Origin of the sequence: Bacillus sp. FSL M7-0791, assembly GCF_038627085.1 — a bacterium.
GTDB classification, from domain to species: Bacteria; Bacillota; Bacilli; order Bacillales; family Bacillaceae; genus Bacillus; species Bacillus safensis.
In genome coordinates this window covers 1253251-1269311 of the sequence record NZ_CP152022.1, presented here as the reverse complement: position 1 = coordinate 1269311, position 16061 = coordinate 1253251, and the positions used below count along the sequence as shown (strand labels likewise).

The following is a 16061-nucleotide window of genomic DNA, read 5'->3' as shown; positions in this document are numbered from 1 at the left end:
ATATGCTTATTTTATTTAATTTTTTACAGCCTAAAGACCTTTTACCCAATCAAATTTGGGGGTAAACTTCAAATTTGGACAGGACTGACACATTGATTAAACAGAATTTTATCCTATGCAGAAGATCAAAATCAACTATTTTCTTTCTCATTTTATGTCTAATTTCCTAAAAAAAAGCTGATCTTCCGCCTCATGCGGAATGATCAGCTCTATCATTAAACCGTTTCTTCCTCGTAAATCGGCACCCAGCCCTCAGTTGTGACAAATATGCGAACTGCGACCACTTTGCGATCCTCTTGAAGTGTAAAGTAATGACGAATGTTTGGCGGCACAGAAATTAAATCACCTGGATTCAATCTCACATCAAAAAAGACGCCATCCTTGCCTTGAATAGCAAAGATTCCGTGCCCGCTCACAATAAAGCGTACTTCATCATCTGTATGGTGATGCTCACGTTTAAAGTTTTGGAGCAGCTCATCAAGATTTGGAGTGGCATCAGACAATGAAATGACATCCTGCGCTTTGTACCCTCTTTTTTCAGAAATACTTTGGATTTCCTTTTGGAAAACAGTCAAAATCTCTTCCTTTTCCTCATCAGTTAAATCATACTTTTCTGATAAACGGTTTGGCAGCTTTTCAATATCCCAGTGCTCATAAATGACCCCTTGGTTTTCTAAATATGATGCTACCTCTTGTTCGTTCTCAAGTAATGTGTTCTCTTCGTTATGAATCAAAATCGTCGCCATGTGCTTTTCCTCCTTTTTATCTTACAAGCTGCTGTTGATAAAGCGCTAATTTTAAGTGATAGCTAAATAAAAATTCATATGCTTCTAATACTCGTTTTGCTTCAAAGGCTGTTTCTCCCCAGACCGTGATGCCATGATTGCGAATAAGTACAGCACCAGATGACGCCTCTAGTGTCAGATGTTTGGCAAATTGCTCTGCAAGCTGCGGAATATGAGCTGGATTTTCAATAATCGGAATCGACACTTCTGCATCCTCTTCCCAATAACCAAGAGCTTTGATGATTTCGTTGCCTTTAAAACGAATCTCTCCCTTATCCCCATATAGCTCTGACATCACATTATTATCGATTGTATGGACATGGAGGCAGCAGCCTGCTTTCGTCCGTTCATACACGTACGTGTGAAGCAGTGTTTCAGCTGATGGTCTAAGCGGCTCGTTCGGATGATGGGGCTGGCCTGCTGCATTTACTAGCACAAAATCTTCGTTTGTTTCTTTTCGTTTATCTTTGCCGCTTGCCGTCACCAAAAACGTGATTGGATCATCCGACACCTTGATTGATAAATTACCGCTTGTTCCGAAAAACCAATCTCTTTGGGCCAGTTCACGTTTAACGTCTGCTAGCTCCTGCCAGCGTTTGCTCTTTGCGTCTGCCATTCCTTCACTTCCTTTATTTGAACAAATTGCGCGTGTAGATCAATAAATGTGTCATACTCCTTATGTACGAGCCCGAGCTCTTGACATTCATTGAGCAAGTAGTCTCGCGCAAACGTAAGATCCGCATGCTTCGCCGCCTCCACATCAGTCACTGAATCTCCGATCATGATGATGAAGTCATCCTCATGAGTCAGCTTTCGAATGATTGAGGGCTTGCAGCATCCGCAGCCATTTTGACATTGCGTATCACAGGCATGCGGCCATTCAATCTGAATATGGTTTTCCCCAAATGATGCATGGTTGCAATAAATATCGTCTCGATCGACAATGCCTTCGAGGATAGGGTAGACAAAAAAGTCCATCCCCCCGCTAAGTACATAGAAAGGAATATCTGCTTTTTTTACCTCATCCACAAATTGCTTAAACCCTTCTCGAATCTCTGTATCCTCTAAAATAAATGATTGAATGGCATCCTTCTGATCACTTGTCAGTAATTGAAACATCTGCCCGACGCCTTCTTGAATGGTGATTTCCTTTGACAGGACACCATCCTTCAGCTTCGTCCATTCACTTGGTGCAAACTGTTTCATGATGCGGATGATATTATCATTTTTTGTAATTGTCCCATCAAAATCACAACACACAATTGGTTTTTTCATTATTCTGCTACCCTTCCCCAAAGATCAAGTGCCGCTTTTAAGTCTTGGCAGGAAGCCGCCTTATCTTGGATGGACTCTTCATGAATCACGGCATCAATGATCGATCGAAATGCCTGCCCTCCGCCGATGGCTCCCCGCGGATGTCCGTGAATGCCTCCGCCTGCATTTATCACATGATCAATTCCAAAATCTTTGATCAATACTGGAACCATTCCTGGATGAATGCCTGCTGACGGGACAGGGAATGTTTTTTGAACCGTATCCTCTTTTACGCAAGCTTCATAGATTCCAAGGGCATCTTTTTTCGGAAGTGCAACCGACCCATAAGGTGAGGGAAAAAGGCTCAAATCAGCGCCAGCATATCGATTTAATTTGCCTAAAAGAAGAGAATGCGAGAATCCATATTCAGGAGAGGATGTCAAAGCACCACTCACAGCGGGATGCGCCATAATCGGCAGTGGAATGTCTGGGTCCTCAGCTAGGCTTTGCATGACATCCAGGCCGTAAGCAAAGACATTGAATAAGAGCGCATCTGCCCCAAGTTCAGCGGCCTTTCTCGCCCGATCCTTCAAGTCAAAGGTTCTGCCCGTTAAATTGACAGCATACAGCGTGCGGTGTCCTGTCTCTTCATAGGTTTCTTTTAAAATCGCTTTTCCTTCTTTGATTCGCTCTTCAAAAGGAGCTAATGGACTTTCAAATAAAATTTCATCGTCTTTGATGAAGTCAACCCCGCCTAATGCCTGTAAACGGAGCTGCTCTTTTAAATCCTGCATATCACGGCCGATAACGCCTTTAAAAATACTCATCAATAATGGACGATCAAACACATTTACCTTTTTTCGAATGCCATCAATTCCAAATACAGGTCCTGGCAGGCTTTTTTTAAATTCTTCAGAAAATTGGATATCGACTAGCTTCACTTTTCCGTCTAGTGAAAGCTTTCCAAAAATCGTCGTGAAAACAGCTGGTAAATCAGCTGAAAAGTTTGCCTCAGGATAAGCAATCGTCACCTCTGATTGATAAAGACCATTTTCGGCTGGAGCAGCCTTTTCTAATACTTTTTCAACTCGGCCTTTATGCTTTTGAAGCTGCTCCTTTTTGAGCTGCGGCAAATCCGTCCATGATCCAACTGTTAAACCAAGCGCGATCTGCTCCGCTTTTCGATTTATTTGTTCATCCTCTCGATGTGTTAATACGTATGTTGCCAGTAATTCACTCACTAGGAATCCCCTTTCGATTGCGTCATGCATATGTTCAATAAAAAAACCTCTTCAAGTGCTTCTTGAGCGCCTTAAAGAGGTTGTTTCGTGTCATTCATCCGAATCTTATCTCTCAGCGCTTGCTGCAAGAATTAGCACCGTGCTTCATGGAAGTCGGTTGCCGGGCTTCATTGGGCTAGTCCCTCTGCCTACTCTTGATAAGAATATTCAATTTTCTTAAATATTGCCTGAATTATCGCACCATTTTTTTATGTTGTCAATGGCTTTTTTTCAAACAGATTCAAGGCAGCGATGCGCTGAGCAGCTTCTTGTAACCGCTCCTCACTTGTTAGAAGCCCTGCTCTCACGTACCCTTCACCGTGATCACCAAAGCCATTACCTGGCGCAACCACAACATGTGCCTTCTCTAATAATAAGTCAGAAAAGGCTTCAGATGTATATCCTTCCGGCACCTTTAACCAAGCAAAAAATGATCCCTTTGGTGCACTGACTTCCCAGCCAATTTCTTTGCAGGCAGCAATCCATACATTCCGCCTTTTCTCATATCGATCATTTTGCACCTGTACGCACGTTTGATCGCTTAATAGCGCTTCCGCTGCTGCATCTTGAGTGGCTTTAAACAGGGAGACAAACAGATGATCCTGATAAAGCTCAATGGCTTCAATAACAGATGAATTTCCGGCTGCAAATCCTACTCTCCACCCTGCCATATTGTACGTTTTAGACAATGTGTAAATTTCTATTCCCGTCTCTTTCGCTCCCTCTATTTGCAGAAAGCTGAGCGGCTTTTCTCCATCAAATCCAATGCCGCCATATGCAAAATCATGGACAACACATAGCTTGTGATCTTTCGCAAACGTAACGGTTTCTTCAAAAAATGAACGGCTTGCCGTAGCCCCCGTCGGATTGTTGGGGTAATTTAAGTACATTAATTTTGCCTTTTTCTTATCATCCTCAGGCAGCAAATCGTAGTCAGGTAAAAAATCATTTTTCTCAAGAAGTGGCATAGTTACCATATGCGCTCCAGCAAGCACAGCGCCTGACCAATAATCAGGATAGCCAGGATCAGGGACAAGAAGCGTATCACCCGGATTCAGCAGGCATTGCGGCAGCTCAACAAGCCCTGCTTTCCCGCCAAATAAAATCGCAATTTCCGTCTTTGGATCAAGTGTGACGCCATATTCTCTTTCATAAAAAGCGGCAGCAGCCTTTTTTAATTTCGCTGTTCCACGGAATGAGGAGTATTGATGATTTTCAGGTTTTGCTACCGCTTGCTGCATGGCTTTTACAATGTGCGGAGGCGTTGGCTGATCAGGATTTCCCTGCCCCAAATTAATGATATCTGCCCCTTCCTGCACTTTTTTCTGCACCTTTTGGACAAGGGAAGCAAAAAATTGTTTCGGTAATTGTTTCAACACATCTGATTGCTGGAATTCCATTTCTTCACCTTCTATTCAAGTTACGTGACAATACAATCACTGTAATGGATTGTTTTATGAATTGTAAAGCAATTTTGAAAAAAGATTGACATGTAAAGCGCCGCTCTGATAATATCTTGAATTAAGAAATGCAAACAGACACGAAACAATTACATATTGATTTCTCTTATCGAGAGTTGGGCGAGGGATTTGGCCTTTTGACCCCAACAGCAACCGACCGTTAATACCACTGTGAAGTGGGGCGCAGCAAGTAACGCGCCAAGACAATTGTCTTATAGGGCACGGTGCTAATTCCATCAGACGTATGTGCTGAGAGATAAGAGAGGCTTTGAGCATACACACCATCAAGCCTCTTTCTCTCAGGAGAAAGAGGCTTTTTTATATGATTTGGAGGGGAAGCAATTGGTTACACTTACAGCATCATATGAAGAACTAACAGAAAGCTCGGCAGTTGCACTCGCAATTAGACTTGGCTTGATCCAAGAAAGCAGTCATTTGACATGTACTGAAATTGGTGACGGGAATTTAAATTACGTCTTTCATATTTATGATCACAAACAAGAAAAAGGATTGATCATCAAGCAGGCGCTGCCTTATGCAAAGGTGGTTGGGGAGAGCTGGCCGCTTACATTAGACCGGGCAAGAATTGAAAGTGCCGCCCTGATCAAGCAGTCAGAATATGCGCCGCACCTCGTACCAACAGTCTATTATTCAGATACAGCTCTTGCAGTGACAGCCATGGAGGATCTCTCTCACTTAGAAATCGTCAGAAAAGGGCTAATTGCCGGAAAACAATATCCACATTTATCTGATCATGTTGGAGAATTTTTAGGAAAAACACTTTTTTACACATCTGACTTTGCTACAAATCCTAAAATCAAAAAACAATTTGTGAAGCAATTTACGAACCCTGACCTTTGTGATATTACAGAAAAACTCGTCTTCACAGACCCTTTCTTTAATAGTGAAACAAATGACTTCGAAGAAGAATTAAGAGAATCAGCAGAAGCGCTTTGGGCAGATCTTGAGCTGCAAGCCAAAGCAGCGGAATTGAAGCGTATCTTCCTGACATCAGCTGAAACATTGGTTCATGGAGATCTTCATACAGGCAGTATTTTCGCAAATGAGACTGAAACGAAAATCATTGATCCAGAATTCGCGTTTTACGGTCCCTTTGGATTCGATATCGGCCACTTTATCGCCAATTTGTTCCTGAATGCTTTATCTCGCGAGAATGAACATGAGCAGCAGCACCTTTTTGACCATGTCGTCAATGTATGGGCAACATTCAAAGAAGTGTTCACGAAAGCTTGGAAAGAGGACAGCATTGAAGCGTTTAGTGTATCGGACAGCTTTTTAGAAACAACCTTTGACCGGATTTTAAAAGAAGCGACAGGCTTTGCCGGCTGTGAGCTTGTCCGCCGAACAATTGGTCTTGCCCATGCCGCTGATCTTGATGCGATTCCATCACCAACTAGACGAATTCAGCAGAAAAAAGCAGCACTGACACTTGGAAAAACATTTATCAAACAATATCATACAGTGGAAACAGCGTCTGATCTCGTCGCATTATTCCAGCCATCTGTAAAGGAGTGACGGGTTTTGTCAAAAGAATTTGAAGTCCCCCGTTCTGTCGAATGGGAAGAAAACCGTATTCACATTTTAAATCAGCAAAAATTACCGGCCGAAACCGTATTTGAGCATTTATATACGAAAGAAGATGTGTATGATGCGATTGTGTCATTAAAAGTACGCGGAGCGCCTGCGATTGGCATTACAGCAGCTTTTGGGCTGGCGCTTAGTGCACAAGCCATTGAGACAGAAGAAATGGATGTGTTTAAACAAGAAGTCAATCGAATCAAAGAATATTTAAACAGTGCTCGTCCAACCGCTGTGAACCTCGCCTGGGCATTAGACCGGCTGCTGCAGCGCATTCAGCGTGCAGCATCAGTGAATGCAGCCAAAACAGACCTTGTCCATGAAGCCATTCAAATCCAAATAGAAGACGAAGAAACATGCAGACAAATCGGTCAAAATGCTCTTCAGCTCTTTAAATCAGGTGACCGTATCATGACCATTTGTAATGCAGGCTCCATCGCAACGAGCCGGTACGGAACAGCCCTTGCTCCTTTTTATTTAGCCAAAAAGAAAAATCTTGATCTTCACATTTATGCATGTGAAACACGCCCTGTTCTTCAAGGCGCTCGTCTGACAACATGGGAGCTTATGCAAGGCGGCGTGGATGTGACGCTCATTACAGATAACATGGCAGCCCATACGATGAAGGAAAAGCAAATTTCTGCTGTCATTGTTGGAGCTGACCGTATCGCCTGTAATGGAGATACAGCAAATAAGATTGGAACGTTAGGTCTTGCCGTTCTAGCCAAGCATTTTAACATTCCGTTTTTTGTAGCAGCACCGCTTTCAACCTTTGATGTATCCACCCGCGACGGATCAGATATTCCAATTGAAGAGCGCGACCCGCTGGAAGTAAAGGAATTAAACGGCGTCCCCATTGCACCGCCTGATGTTCAGGTATTCAATCCCGCCTTTGATGTCACTCCTCATCATCTTATTTCAGGCATCATTACAGAAAAGGGAATTATCACTTCGAACTATGCAGAAGAGATTGATGCTCTTTTCGCCGAAAGCATCTCTCAATAATCGCAAAAAAGCGCCGTGTTCTTGTCATTTAAGAGCACCGCGCTTTTTTGTTTCTTGATTCGTTTTTGTTAAGATTTCTTTTTTTTGTTCTTCTGTCAAAACGTTCATTTTGACACATAGTGACGTAACGGCATACATTTTACCTTTTTTGCCCCAAAACATGCCAGCGCCCTCCTTTTTCCCTCAACCAACTTTTTTAGCTTAATAAAAGGATATGTCGCTTGACAAACATTTGGAACAGGTCAATCGATTTATTTTTGAACAAATGGGATGCCTTCTAATTCAAGGAGGACCGCTTTCATGTCTGTCTTCGATCCTGCATAGCCCGTCAAAGACCGATCTTTTCCGATCACCCTGTGACATGGAATAAAAATAGGTAATGCATTTCGTCTGTTAGCTTGTCCGATGGCTCTTACAGCCTTTGGATTGCCAATCGCGTCTGCAATCTCTGCATAGCTTTTTGATTGACCATATGGTATGGCCGACAATGCTTCCCACACCTGCTCTTGGAAAGGGGAACCTGTTTGCTTGAGCGGGAGATCGAATACTTGACGCTCACCCTTGAAATATTCATCTAGCTGTTTTTTCGCTTCTTGTAAGACAGGCGTATCTGCTTGCTTTAGATTCGCTGCCTGCTTTTTTGCTAAAAACGGTTCATCATCAAACATCACCTCGATGATGGCACCATCCTTTTCTAGTATGTATAATTCCCCGATGGGTGCGTGATAGACGGTATAATACACGTTACTGCTCTCCTTCTTGTTTCTGCTGCCTAAGTGGCAGCGTGAGATGGAAGACGGTTCCTACGCCTTCCTCACTTTCTACCTCAATGGTTCCTTGATGCTCTTCAATAATTTTATAACTAACCATTAAGCCAAGTCCAGTTCCTCTTTCTTTCGTTGTATAAAAAGGCTCACCTAGACGCTTTAGCTTATCCTCTGCCATTCCGCAGCCTTCATCACGCAGTGAAATGACAATATGCTCCTCACCCTTCCGCTGAATGCTCACATAGACATTTCCTTTGCGCGGCATGACTTCAATTGCATTTTTTAAAATGTTAATAAAGACCTGCTTTAATTGGTTTTGTTCACAATAAATGAGCGGAATCTCATCCAGCACATTGAGATGCATTTGAACATTGCCAAGATTCGCCTGTGCGTGCAGAAGATCCATCGTGTCTTTCACAATCTGCACCACATTTTTTTCTTCATATACAATAGCTTGCGGTTTCGCTAAAATCAAAAATTCGGTGATGATGGATTCAATTCTTTTCAGCTCTGATGTGATGACATTGAAATAGAGCGAATACTCCCCTTCGATATTTCCTTTTAACAGCTGAATGAAGCCTTTTAAGGCTGTCATCGGGTTTCTAATTTCATGAGCAATTCCAGCGGCAAGCTCTCCGACCACATGAAGGGTATCTGATTTTCTCACCCGCTCTTCTAATTCCTTCCGCTCTGTCACATCTCTAAAGATCGCCAAATTCATATTATGGATAATGTTGCGTTTAAAAGAGAATTCCAGGATACGCTGATCTGGATGGTTCAGTACAAACGGAACCTCATTATCCATTTCATCTAATGACATCGCCTCGGCGGGCTGAGCCAAATTTTCTATTTGATAAGGGGCAAGGATGTGGAAAAGATTCATTTCTGTTAAATGATCGTCCTTCAATTGAAGCAGCTCGCTGGCAGATGGATTGACTTCAATGATTCGGTATTGATTATCAAAAAGAACAATGCCGTCCATTGATCCATTAAATACTTTGCGGAATTTAAGCTCACTTTCGCGCAGTTCCTGCTCCATTCTTTTTCGATCACTTACATTACGTAAAATGGTTAAGTGCTGTCCTTCTAATACCGCATGCTTTGATGTAAACTCAAGCTCTTTATACTGGCCATTTGCCATTTTAAATAATAGCTCTTCCCTTATTTCATGATTCCGGATATAGCGTCTTCTTGTTGGTCTATATCTCTTATCAGATTTGACGAGAAAGTCGGTAAGTTTTTTGCCAATCAGTGAGTGCATAGGTAATTCAAAAATTCGACAGGCTGATTCATTGGCTCTCACAATCTCTCCATCGTCCGCCCATATGATGATGGCATCCATTGCATTTTCGAAAATTTCTCTAAAGCGTTCTTCACTTTTTAACAGCTTCTCTTCCATCAGTCTTTTTTCTGTAATATCCCGCATGATGGACATATAAAAACCACTCATCACATTTGATGTAATGGTGAGTTCAAATAATTTTTGCTGGCCAGATTGAAGGGTAACAGGAAGCTCCCCTTTTGCTTTCCCTGTTTCTTTAAGTGACGTTAAAAGATGCTGCAAGGCGGGAAGGTTTTCTTCTTCGACAAATTCATGTAAATAACGATCGGTTAAATCAGTCTTTTGCAGCTCAAAGCTCTGACAAAAAGAATGATTCGCATCAATCATGCAGCCATCCTGATCAAAAATGACCATCCCATCAATCGCTCGGTCAAACAAATCTTTGAACAGCTGCTCATTCATGGAGCGTTCTCGTTCTAATATTTTCTTTGATGAAATATCTCGCATAACCACTATATACTGCTGATTCATGGTATCGTGCTCTGCGACAAATTCAATGTATTTTGTTTCGCCATTTTCCAGCTGAATGGAGATTTCTCTTTTTAACGTACCTTTTCGAAAAAATAGATCGAGTGAGCATTCAACTTTATCTTTCGGGATGCCGTATAGGAAATCTAGAACGGATTTATTGAGGAGGTCTTCTTTCGGTGTCTGGACAAGCCTGCAAGTTGCTTCGTTAGCTTGGATGATGTTGAGGTGCTGATCAAATATAAAAATGGCATCTAGCGTCTTATTTAACAGCATTTTTTGCTGCATCAACTCAGTTCGCAAATATTCGTTCTCTTTTTCTAATTTTCTGATATCTCCCGCAGGGGTTAACCTATTGCCATCGAGCGTTTCAGTCATTCTCTTACACTCCTTTTCCAGCCTCATTCCTCTACAATATTTCTACAATATTTTCATTGTTCCTTCATTCGACTCATAAAAAAAGATAACTTTTTATACGAAGACTGTCTCATTTATTTCATTTGGATGACAGGATTGTATAACGATTCACTTTTCTTACGCTTCTTTTACAACCGTTCTACAATTTCACATCAAATAGCGAATTAAGCCAAAATGTATTTTAGAATGAGGCAAATAAGGGAACAGTGCACTTAGAACATTTATGTTCGAAAACGAGCAGGAAAGGTGATGTTATGGCATCTTCACGAGATAGTTATTTTGATAATGCGAAATTCCTTCTGATTTTTCTAGTTGTTTTTGGTCATTTGTTACGATCATTCATTCATGATAATGACTGGATGCTCTATTTATACAAGTTTATTTATACCTTTCACATGCCCGCCTTTATTTTAGTTTCTGGCTTTTTTGCAAAAGGGTTTAGAAAACCGGGCTTTATGAAAAAAGTCGCCGTTAAGCTGATCATCCCATATTTAATCTTTCAGGTGATCTATTCGGTTTACTATTATCTATTACAGGATCAAAGCATGGCCAATTTAAATCCAATTGATCCGCAATGGTCCTTATGGTTTTTAATTAGTTTATTCTTTTGGAACTTGCTGCTTATTCCTTTTTCAAAACTGCCGTTCCACTGGGCGATGATTGTCAGTTTATCGATTGCATTACTTGTCGGTTATGTGGACAGCATCAGCGATACACTCAGCTTATCACGTACGTTTGTCTTTTTGCCTATGTTTTTAGCTGGATTCTATTTAAAAAAGCAGCATTTTGAATTCATCCGTACAAGCAAAGGAAAACTTGCAGCACTTTTTGTATTAATGGCTGTGTTCCTGTTTTGCTACTTCTATGAATTTGATTATTCCTTCTTATTTGGCTCAAAGTCGTATGCTTCTCTTGGAGATGAAGGAATGATTGCGGCGATGAAACGAATGGCATGGTATTTGCTTGCATTTGGCGCTACATTCAGCTTCTTTGCATTAGTTCCAACACGCCGTTTCTTCTTTACAAAATGGGGAACAAGAACGTTATATGTTTATTTATTACATGGCTTTGTAATCAAACTGCTAAGAACCACTTGGTTTGATGACTGGGCGCTAAATGCAGCAAGTGTACTCATTTTATTGCTGCTGACCATTTTGTTAACCTTTACCCTGTCTAGCACTTTTGTCAAAACCGTTGCACAGCCAGTGATTGAGCTCAAAATGACCAATCTCATGCGAACAATCACCGGCAGGCAAGGCAGTTATATCAAATAAAAAACGATCCTTCATGGATCGTTTTTTTCTATTTCTTATTCTGCTGACATGCAGCATCTTTCTTTGGCTTCACCAATGTATCAATCCATTTGCTGCTGTTAATATCTCCAAGCTCACTGCCAAATTCCTCTTCTAAAATATCTGGGTCCATTGGCTTTTTATGGTCCTTCATCTCTTTGCTCTTCATATGCTTCTTAGTCACGAGATGCTCCCCCTTGTTTTCCTTTATGAGAATTTCGGTTTGCCTGACGATCTCTTGATTGTTCGTCAAATTGAGTTTGTCCTTGATCATGTGCCATGCTTTCTGTCGGCGTCATATTATTTGTTAATGCTTCATTTTTCGCTGCTTTTCTTTTCATCTACATTCAGTCCTTTTTTGACAGGTTTAGTTCTTCTCTTAATTGGTCAAGGAGTTCTTTCATTTGCTTGACCGTCACTGGCTTTTCCTCAGGTTTTAACTCATAGCCAATTTGTCCATTGGCTTCTAGCGTGGCTTTTTTGAGACAGCTGATGTCAGTGATGCCTTGCTGCTTTAAACGCATTTTAAATTGATCCCTTGTGAGCCTTGTTTTCTTCAGCTTATGATCAAGCATTTCGCCATCTTGTAAAATCACAACCGATTTGCCTGAAAGCAATTTTTCAAAAAAATCCGATTGAATTGACAGCTTTTCCATAATGACAAGTGCCACAATAAAGATGGTAGCTGCATAAATGGTTTCAAGTAAATTATGCTCAATAAAGGGTTGGATAATAATCGATCCGATTGAAATCATAATCACTGTTTGTTGTACAGTTAATTGACTAATGGATTTAGGCCCTGCTATTCTCAGCAGCAAGGTACCAACTAGCAGCATGACAATTGCTTTCCATAATACATCAAGCACGTCTCGTTCACCTCTTACCTATAGATTGCGAACATCCCATATGATTTAGCCAGTTAGATAATGGAAATAAAAAAACAGCATTCAAATGGAATGCTGTTTAACCAATAATGACGCGCTCTTTCGGATAATGATAATTTGCTTCGCTTTCTCTTCGGCCTATTAAATATAAAAAGCTTGGAATGCCGATCCGGCCAATAAACATGACCACCATGATGATACATTTACCAAACACAGTGAGATCTGAGGTGATCCCAAGCGACAGCCCCGTTGTTCCGAAAGCAGAGCAAACTTCAAATAAATTTTCAAGAAGTGTATTATGCTCTGTTAAGGATAACAGGAACGTAGCGCCAAAGACCAAAATAAACGCCATCATGGTTACCATAAGGGATTTATTAATATCCGCTTGATGAAGCTCTCTCTTGAAGATTTTAATGGACTTATTTCCCCTAGCAAAATGAAACAAGGCGAGTAAATTAAGAGCAAACGTAGTTGTCCGAATGCCGCCCCCCACAGAGCTTGGGGAAGCCCCGATAAACATGAGCATACATAAAAATAAAAGCGTCGGTTCCGTCAGCTGCGTAATATCTAACGTTGTCAGCCCACCGCTTCTTGTTGCAGTCGATTGAAACAAAGAATAGAACAAGATTTCGTGCCAGCTTTTCCCTACAAAGCTAAACCCGGCTTCAAGTGCATAGATTCCAATCGCTCCAACAACGACAAGGCCGCCGAACGTGAGCGTGGTGATTTTTGTAAACAATGAGAACGATGCGTGCTTACGGTCCTGATTGAACAAATAATCCTTTACTTCCACAAGCACAGGAAAGCCAATCGCTCCAAAGATGATCAGCAGCATCGTAATAAACTGGACGAAATAATCATCTTTGTAAGGGATAAGAGAACTCCCTGTAATATCGAAGCCACCATTGGTTGTCGCACTAATACTTGAGAAGAAGCCATGCAAGAAAGCGCTTTGCACATCGTAATACTTGAGAAAATACATGCTTAAAATCAGCCCGCCGACAAACTCAATCAGCAAAATTAAATATAAGACCTGCTTCATTAGTTTCACAATTCCAGATAAATTGCTTTGGTTTTGATCTGCCATGATCAGCTTTCTTTCTTTAATTCCAATTCTTTTTCGCATGACAAGCCATACGAAGGTACCGAGCGTCATAATGCCGATGCCTCCAATTTGCAGAACAAACGCAAGGATCCACATCCCTGCCACACTAAATGTTTGTGAGGTGTCGACAACAGTCAGTCCTGTAACACTTACCGCACTCACGGCTGTAAACAAGGCATCAATGAATGTCCATTTGACTCCCTCTTGATGAGCCACTGGCAGGCTGAGAAGAATAAACGACACGGTCACAGCAAGAAAATAATAAAGGGCAATCAACTGAAAAGCTGACAGCCGGTCAATTAGCTTTTTTATAGGATTCATTGTCATTCCTTCTTTTATCTATCTTTTCGAATACCTTTATCATTTTAATGAAAAGAGACATGATTTTAAAGCTATTTTATGCTTTATTTTCTTTTTCATCAAAAAGAAAAAGACATCCTGTTAAAGAATGTCTTTTCGTCTTTCTTATTTTGCTTCTAGTCTTCTGATTCTTTCGTTCAAATCAGGGTGTGTTGAGAAAAGAGAAGCTTTTCGTTTACCGCTGATTTTCAGCGTAGCGACTGCTGTTTGATCATCATCTTTGATTCTTGACGTATACGCCTCAAGTGAACGAAGCGCATGAATCATTTTATCTTTACCTGCAAGGTCGGCTCCGCCGCGGTCTGCATGGAATTCACGGTGTCTAGAATATGCAAACACGACAAGGCTTCCTAGGATAGAGAAAATGATTTGGAAGACAATCACAGCGATAAAGTGAACAATCGGCACAAGCTCTTCACGTGAAACAAAACGGCTTGCGATCCATGCCGCAATTCTTGAAAGGAACACAACGAACGTGTTGACGATTCCTTGAAGCAGCGTCATCGTCACCATATCACCATTCGCAACGTGAGCGACTTCGTGGGCGATGACACCTTCAACTGCTGCATCATCCATTTCATGAAGCAATCCAGTTGATACCGCAACAAGTGATCTTCTCTTAGAAGGACCTGTTGCAAATGCATTGACTTCAGATGATTGATAAATACCAACCTCAGGCATTTTAGAAAGACCTGCTGCTCTTGAAAGTCTGTGCACGCGGTCAACAAGCTGCTGCTCATCATATGTTAATGAATCCTTTTCTGGATTTAACACACGTACACCCATCATCATTTTTGCCATCCAGCGAGACATTGCAAGTGACATAAACGAGCCAACAAAACCAACAACTGCACTGAATACAAGAAGATAAAGGATATTAAGTCTTCCGTCTGCTCCTATATAAGAACCAACACCAGTTGCTGCACTAATAACCGACAGTACAATACCAATCGTAGTGATAACAAGAATGTTCGTTAATATAAACAGAAATATTCTCTTACCCATACATAACCTCCGCTGTCATATTAAGTTCAAATGAACTTATTAATAAAATTATAAAAATAAACGTCTCAAATTGCAAGGAAAAAGGAATCACTTTCTCTGTTTATCATAACGGCTAAAGCCCCATCACATCAATATTTACGACATTTGCCCCAGCAGAAAAGTGAACAAATTGTGACGCACAGGTTTGAATTTGAGTTTATTTTGCATTTTCATCAAAAAGAGACTATGATGTTGAATTAGATCAATAATCACGTTTTGACGTACAAATGAGGTGGAACATGGTTACTTTTAAATTAACGAGAATTGACATGACAAGACTTCTGTATTCTCTAAAAGGAGAGGGAGATCTGACTCCGCTTCAGCTTTTGAAACTATCTGTAAAAAATGGCAAGGATCATGACTATGATGAATTAAAGATCCCGTCTTTTTTTGAGAAGCTTGAACGGCGGAAGCAAAAATCAGAGCATGGTCTTTCTACAAATGAAATTGTTGAGCTTGGCAACTTGTGTGAGCTGACTTCTCTTAAATCGACGGCGATTCAAAATTGGATCAAACGTGATATTAAAGATATGATTGGCCATCCAGAGCTTGGCAAGAAGTACTCTATTGATCAGGTCGTTATTTTATTAATTGTCAGGGATTTAAAATCAGTTTTTGACTTCGATACCATTCGTATGATCTTATCTGCCTTATTTAACACCATCACAGATCGAACAGATGATATTATTAGTCCAATCCGTTTTTATGAAGCATATGCGCACGTCCTTGATTTTATTTATCACCATACACAATTTCCATTAAAGGAAACAAATTTACGAGAAATAACTGAGGAGCAGACAGACAAACTCCATGACGAGTTTACAGAATTGACGAAGAGCCAATGGAATTTGATTAAAGGCATTATCAGTTCTACCGTCTTCTCTGTATTTACTTCTCATTTGCAAAGTACAGCTCAAGAAATGATGTATAATACGCTTCAGCTGAATAAGGGATAAATAAGAACCGAGGTGACCTTCATCATCTCGGTTTTTTTGTACA

Annotated in this window: 17 protein-coding genes and 2 riboswitches; of the genes, 4 read left to right on the top strand and 13 right to left on the bottom strand. The window is 40.9% G+C overall.

The annotated features are described in order from the left end of the window. Nucleotides 1-215: 215 nt before the first annotated feature. From MHI08_RS06425 to MHI08_RS06405, 5 genes are all read right to left on the bottom strand, one after another. Complete coding sequence (locus tag MHI08_RS06425; protein ID WP_024426834.1) at nucleotides 216-746, bottom strand: cupin domain-containing protein; 531 nt, start codon at nucleotides 744-746, stop codon at nucleotides 216-218. A gap of 16 nt (nucleotides 747-762) precedes the next feature. Next, on the bottom strand, nucleotides 763-1401 hold the full coding sequence (locus MHI08_RS06420) for a methylthioribulose 1-phosphate dehydratase (protein WP_025092328.1): 639 nt from the start codon (nucleotides 1399-1401) through the stop codon (nucleotides 763-765). Continuing rightward, nucleotides 1365-2060, bottom strand: a complete 696-nt coding sequence (locus MHI08_RS06415; RefSeq protein WP_342500089.1) for a 2-hydroxy-3-keto-5-methylthiopentenyl-1-phosphate phosphatase — start codon at nucleotides 2058-2060, stop codon at nucleotides 1365-1367. Before MHI08_RS06415 ends, MHI08_RS06420 begins: the two co-directional genes overlap by 37 nt. Further along, a complete protein-coding gene (mtnW, locus tag MHI08_RS06410; RefSeq protein WP_166644677.1) occupies nucleotides 2060-3310 on the bottom strand; it encodes a 2,3-diketo-5-methylthiopentyl-1-phosphate enolase in 1251 nt (416 codons plus the stop codon). Before mtnW ends, MHI08_RS06415 begins: the two co-directional genes overlap by 1 nt. Before the next feature lie 72 nt (nucleotides 3311-3382). Continuing rightward, a riboswitch (SAM riboswitch) is annotated at nucleotides 3383-3484 on the bottom strand. A 44-nt stretch (nucleotides 3485-3528) separates the two neighbouring features. After that, the gene (locus MHI08_RS06405) at nucleotides 3529-4719 is read right to left on the bottom strand and encodes a pyridoxal phosphate-dependent aminotransferase (protein ID WP_342500088.1); all 1191 of its coding nucleotides are present in this window, start codon (nucleotides 4717-4719) and stop codon (nucleotides 3529-3531) included. A gap of 163 nt (nucleotides 4720-4882) precedes the next feature. Then, nucleotides 4883-5042: riboswitch (SAM riboswitch) on the top strand. A gap of 79 nt (nucleotides 5043-5121) precedes the next feature. Here MHI08_RS06405 and mtnK point away from each other — a divergent pair. Both mtnK and mtnA read left to right on the top strand, forming a co-directional pair. Next, nucleotides 5122-6315, top strand: coding sequence for an S-methyl-5-thioribose kinase (gene mtnK / locus MHI08_RS06400; RefSeq protein WP_197203128.1), 1194 nt, complete (start codon nucleotides 5122-5124; stop codon nucleotides 6313-6315). A 6-nt stretch (nucleotides 6316-6321) separates the two neighbouring features. Continuing rightward, a complete protein-coding gene (mtnA, locus tag MHI08_RS06395; RefSeq protein WP_342500087.1) occupies nucleotides 6322-7383 on the top strand; it encodes an S-methyl-5-thioribose-1-phosphate isomerase in 1062 nt (353 codons plus the stop codon). 24 nt (nucleotides 7384-7407) lie between these two features. On the opposite strand, the gene MHI08_RS06390 is transcribed toward mtnA, so the two are convergent. From MHI08_RS06390 to MHI08_RS06380, 3 genes are all read right to left on the bottom strand, one after another. Then, nucleotides 7408-7545 (bottom strand): hypothetical protein, encoded by a 138-nt coding sequence (locus MHI08_RS06390; protein WP_162860203.1) that lies wholly within the window; start codon nucleotides 7543-7545, stop codon nucleotides 7408-7410. Between the two features lie 89 nt (nucleotides 7546-7634). Next, nucleotides 7635-8126, bottom strand: coding sequence for a methylated-DNA--[protein]-cysteine S-methyltransferase (locus MHI08_RS06385; protein WP_285708048.1), 492 nt, complete (start codon nucleotides 8124-8126; stop codon nucleotides 7635-7637). 1 nt (nucleotide 8127) lies between these two features. Next, nucleotides 8128-10338 carry a PAS domain-containing sensor histidine kinase gene (locus MHI08_RS06380; RefSeq protein WP_056766277.1) on the bottom strand — a complete coding sequence of 737 codons (2211 nt, stop codon included), beginning with the start codon at nucleotides 10336-10338 and terminating at the stop codon, nucleotides 8128-8130. Between the two features lie 293 nt (nucleotides 10339-10631). Between MHI08_RS06380 and MHI08_RS06375 the strand changes: the two genes are divergently transcribed. After that, a complete protein-coding gene (locus MHI08_RS06375; protein WP_041116436.1) occupies nucleotides 10632-11651 on the top strand; it encodes an acyltransferase family protein in 1020 nt (339 codons plus the stop codon). A 28-nt stretch (nucleotides 11652-11679) separates the two neighbouring features. Here the strand turns inward: MHI08_RS06375 and MHI08_RS06370 are convergent, their stop codons facing one another. The 5 genes from MHI08_RS06370 to htpX all read right to left on the bottom strand — a co-directional run bounded on the left by MHI08_RS06370 (nucleotide 11680) and on the right by htpX (nucleotide 15023). Further along, a complete protein-coding gene (locus MHI08_RS06370) occupies nucleotides 11680-11853 on the bottom strand; it encodes a hypothetical protein (RefSeq protein WP_166644678.1) in 174 nt (57 codons plus the stop codon). Continuing rightward, complete coding sequence (locus MHI08_RS06365) at nucleotides 11846-12010, bottom strand: hypothetical protein (RefSeq protein WP_087975542.1); 165 nt, start codon at nucleotides 12008-12010, stop codon at nucleotides 11846-11848. Before MHI08_RS06365 ends, MHI08_RS06370 begins: the two co-directional genes overlap by 8 nt. 6 nt (nucleotides 12011-12016) lie before the next feature. Next, entirely contained in the window at nucleotides 12017-12535 is a 519-nt protein-coding gene (locus MHI08_RS06360; RefSeq protein ID WP_024424666.1) for a YetF domain-containing protein, read from the bottom strand. Between the two features lie 97 nt (nucleotides 12536-12632). Beyond that, the gene (locus MHI08_RS06355; RefSeq protein ID WP_080652937.1) at nucleotides 12633-13979 is read right to left on the bottom strand and encodes a TrkH family potassium uptake protein; all 1347 of its coding nucleotides are present in this window, start codon (nucleotides 13977-13979) and stop codon (nucleotides 12633-12635) included. Between the two features lie 144 nt (nucleotides 13980-14123). Continuing rightward, on the bottom strand, nucleotides 14124-15023 hold the full coding sequence (gene htpX / locus MHI08_RS06350; protein ID WP_024424664.1) for a protease HtpX: 900 nt from the start codon (nucleotides 15021-15023) through the stop codon (nucleotides 14124-14126). 278 nt (nucleotides 15024-15301) lie between these two features. Here htpX and MHI08_RS06345 point away from each other — a divergent pair, with 278 nt between their 5' ends. Next, nucleotides 15302-16018: a DUF1836 domain-containing protein gene (locus MHI08_RS06345; protein ID WP_025092320.1), complete on the top strand. Its 717-nt coding sequence runs from the start codon at nucleotides 15302-15304 to the stop codon at nucleotides 16016-16018. Nucleotides 16019-16061: the final 43 nt, after the last annotated feature.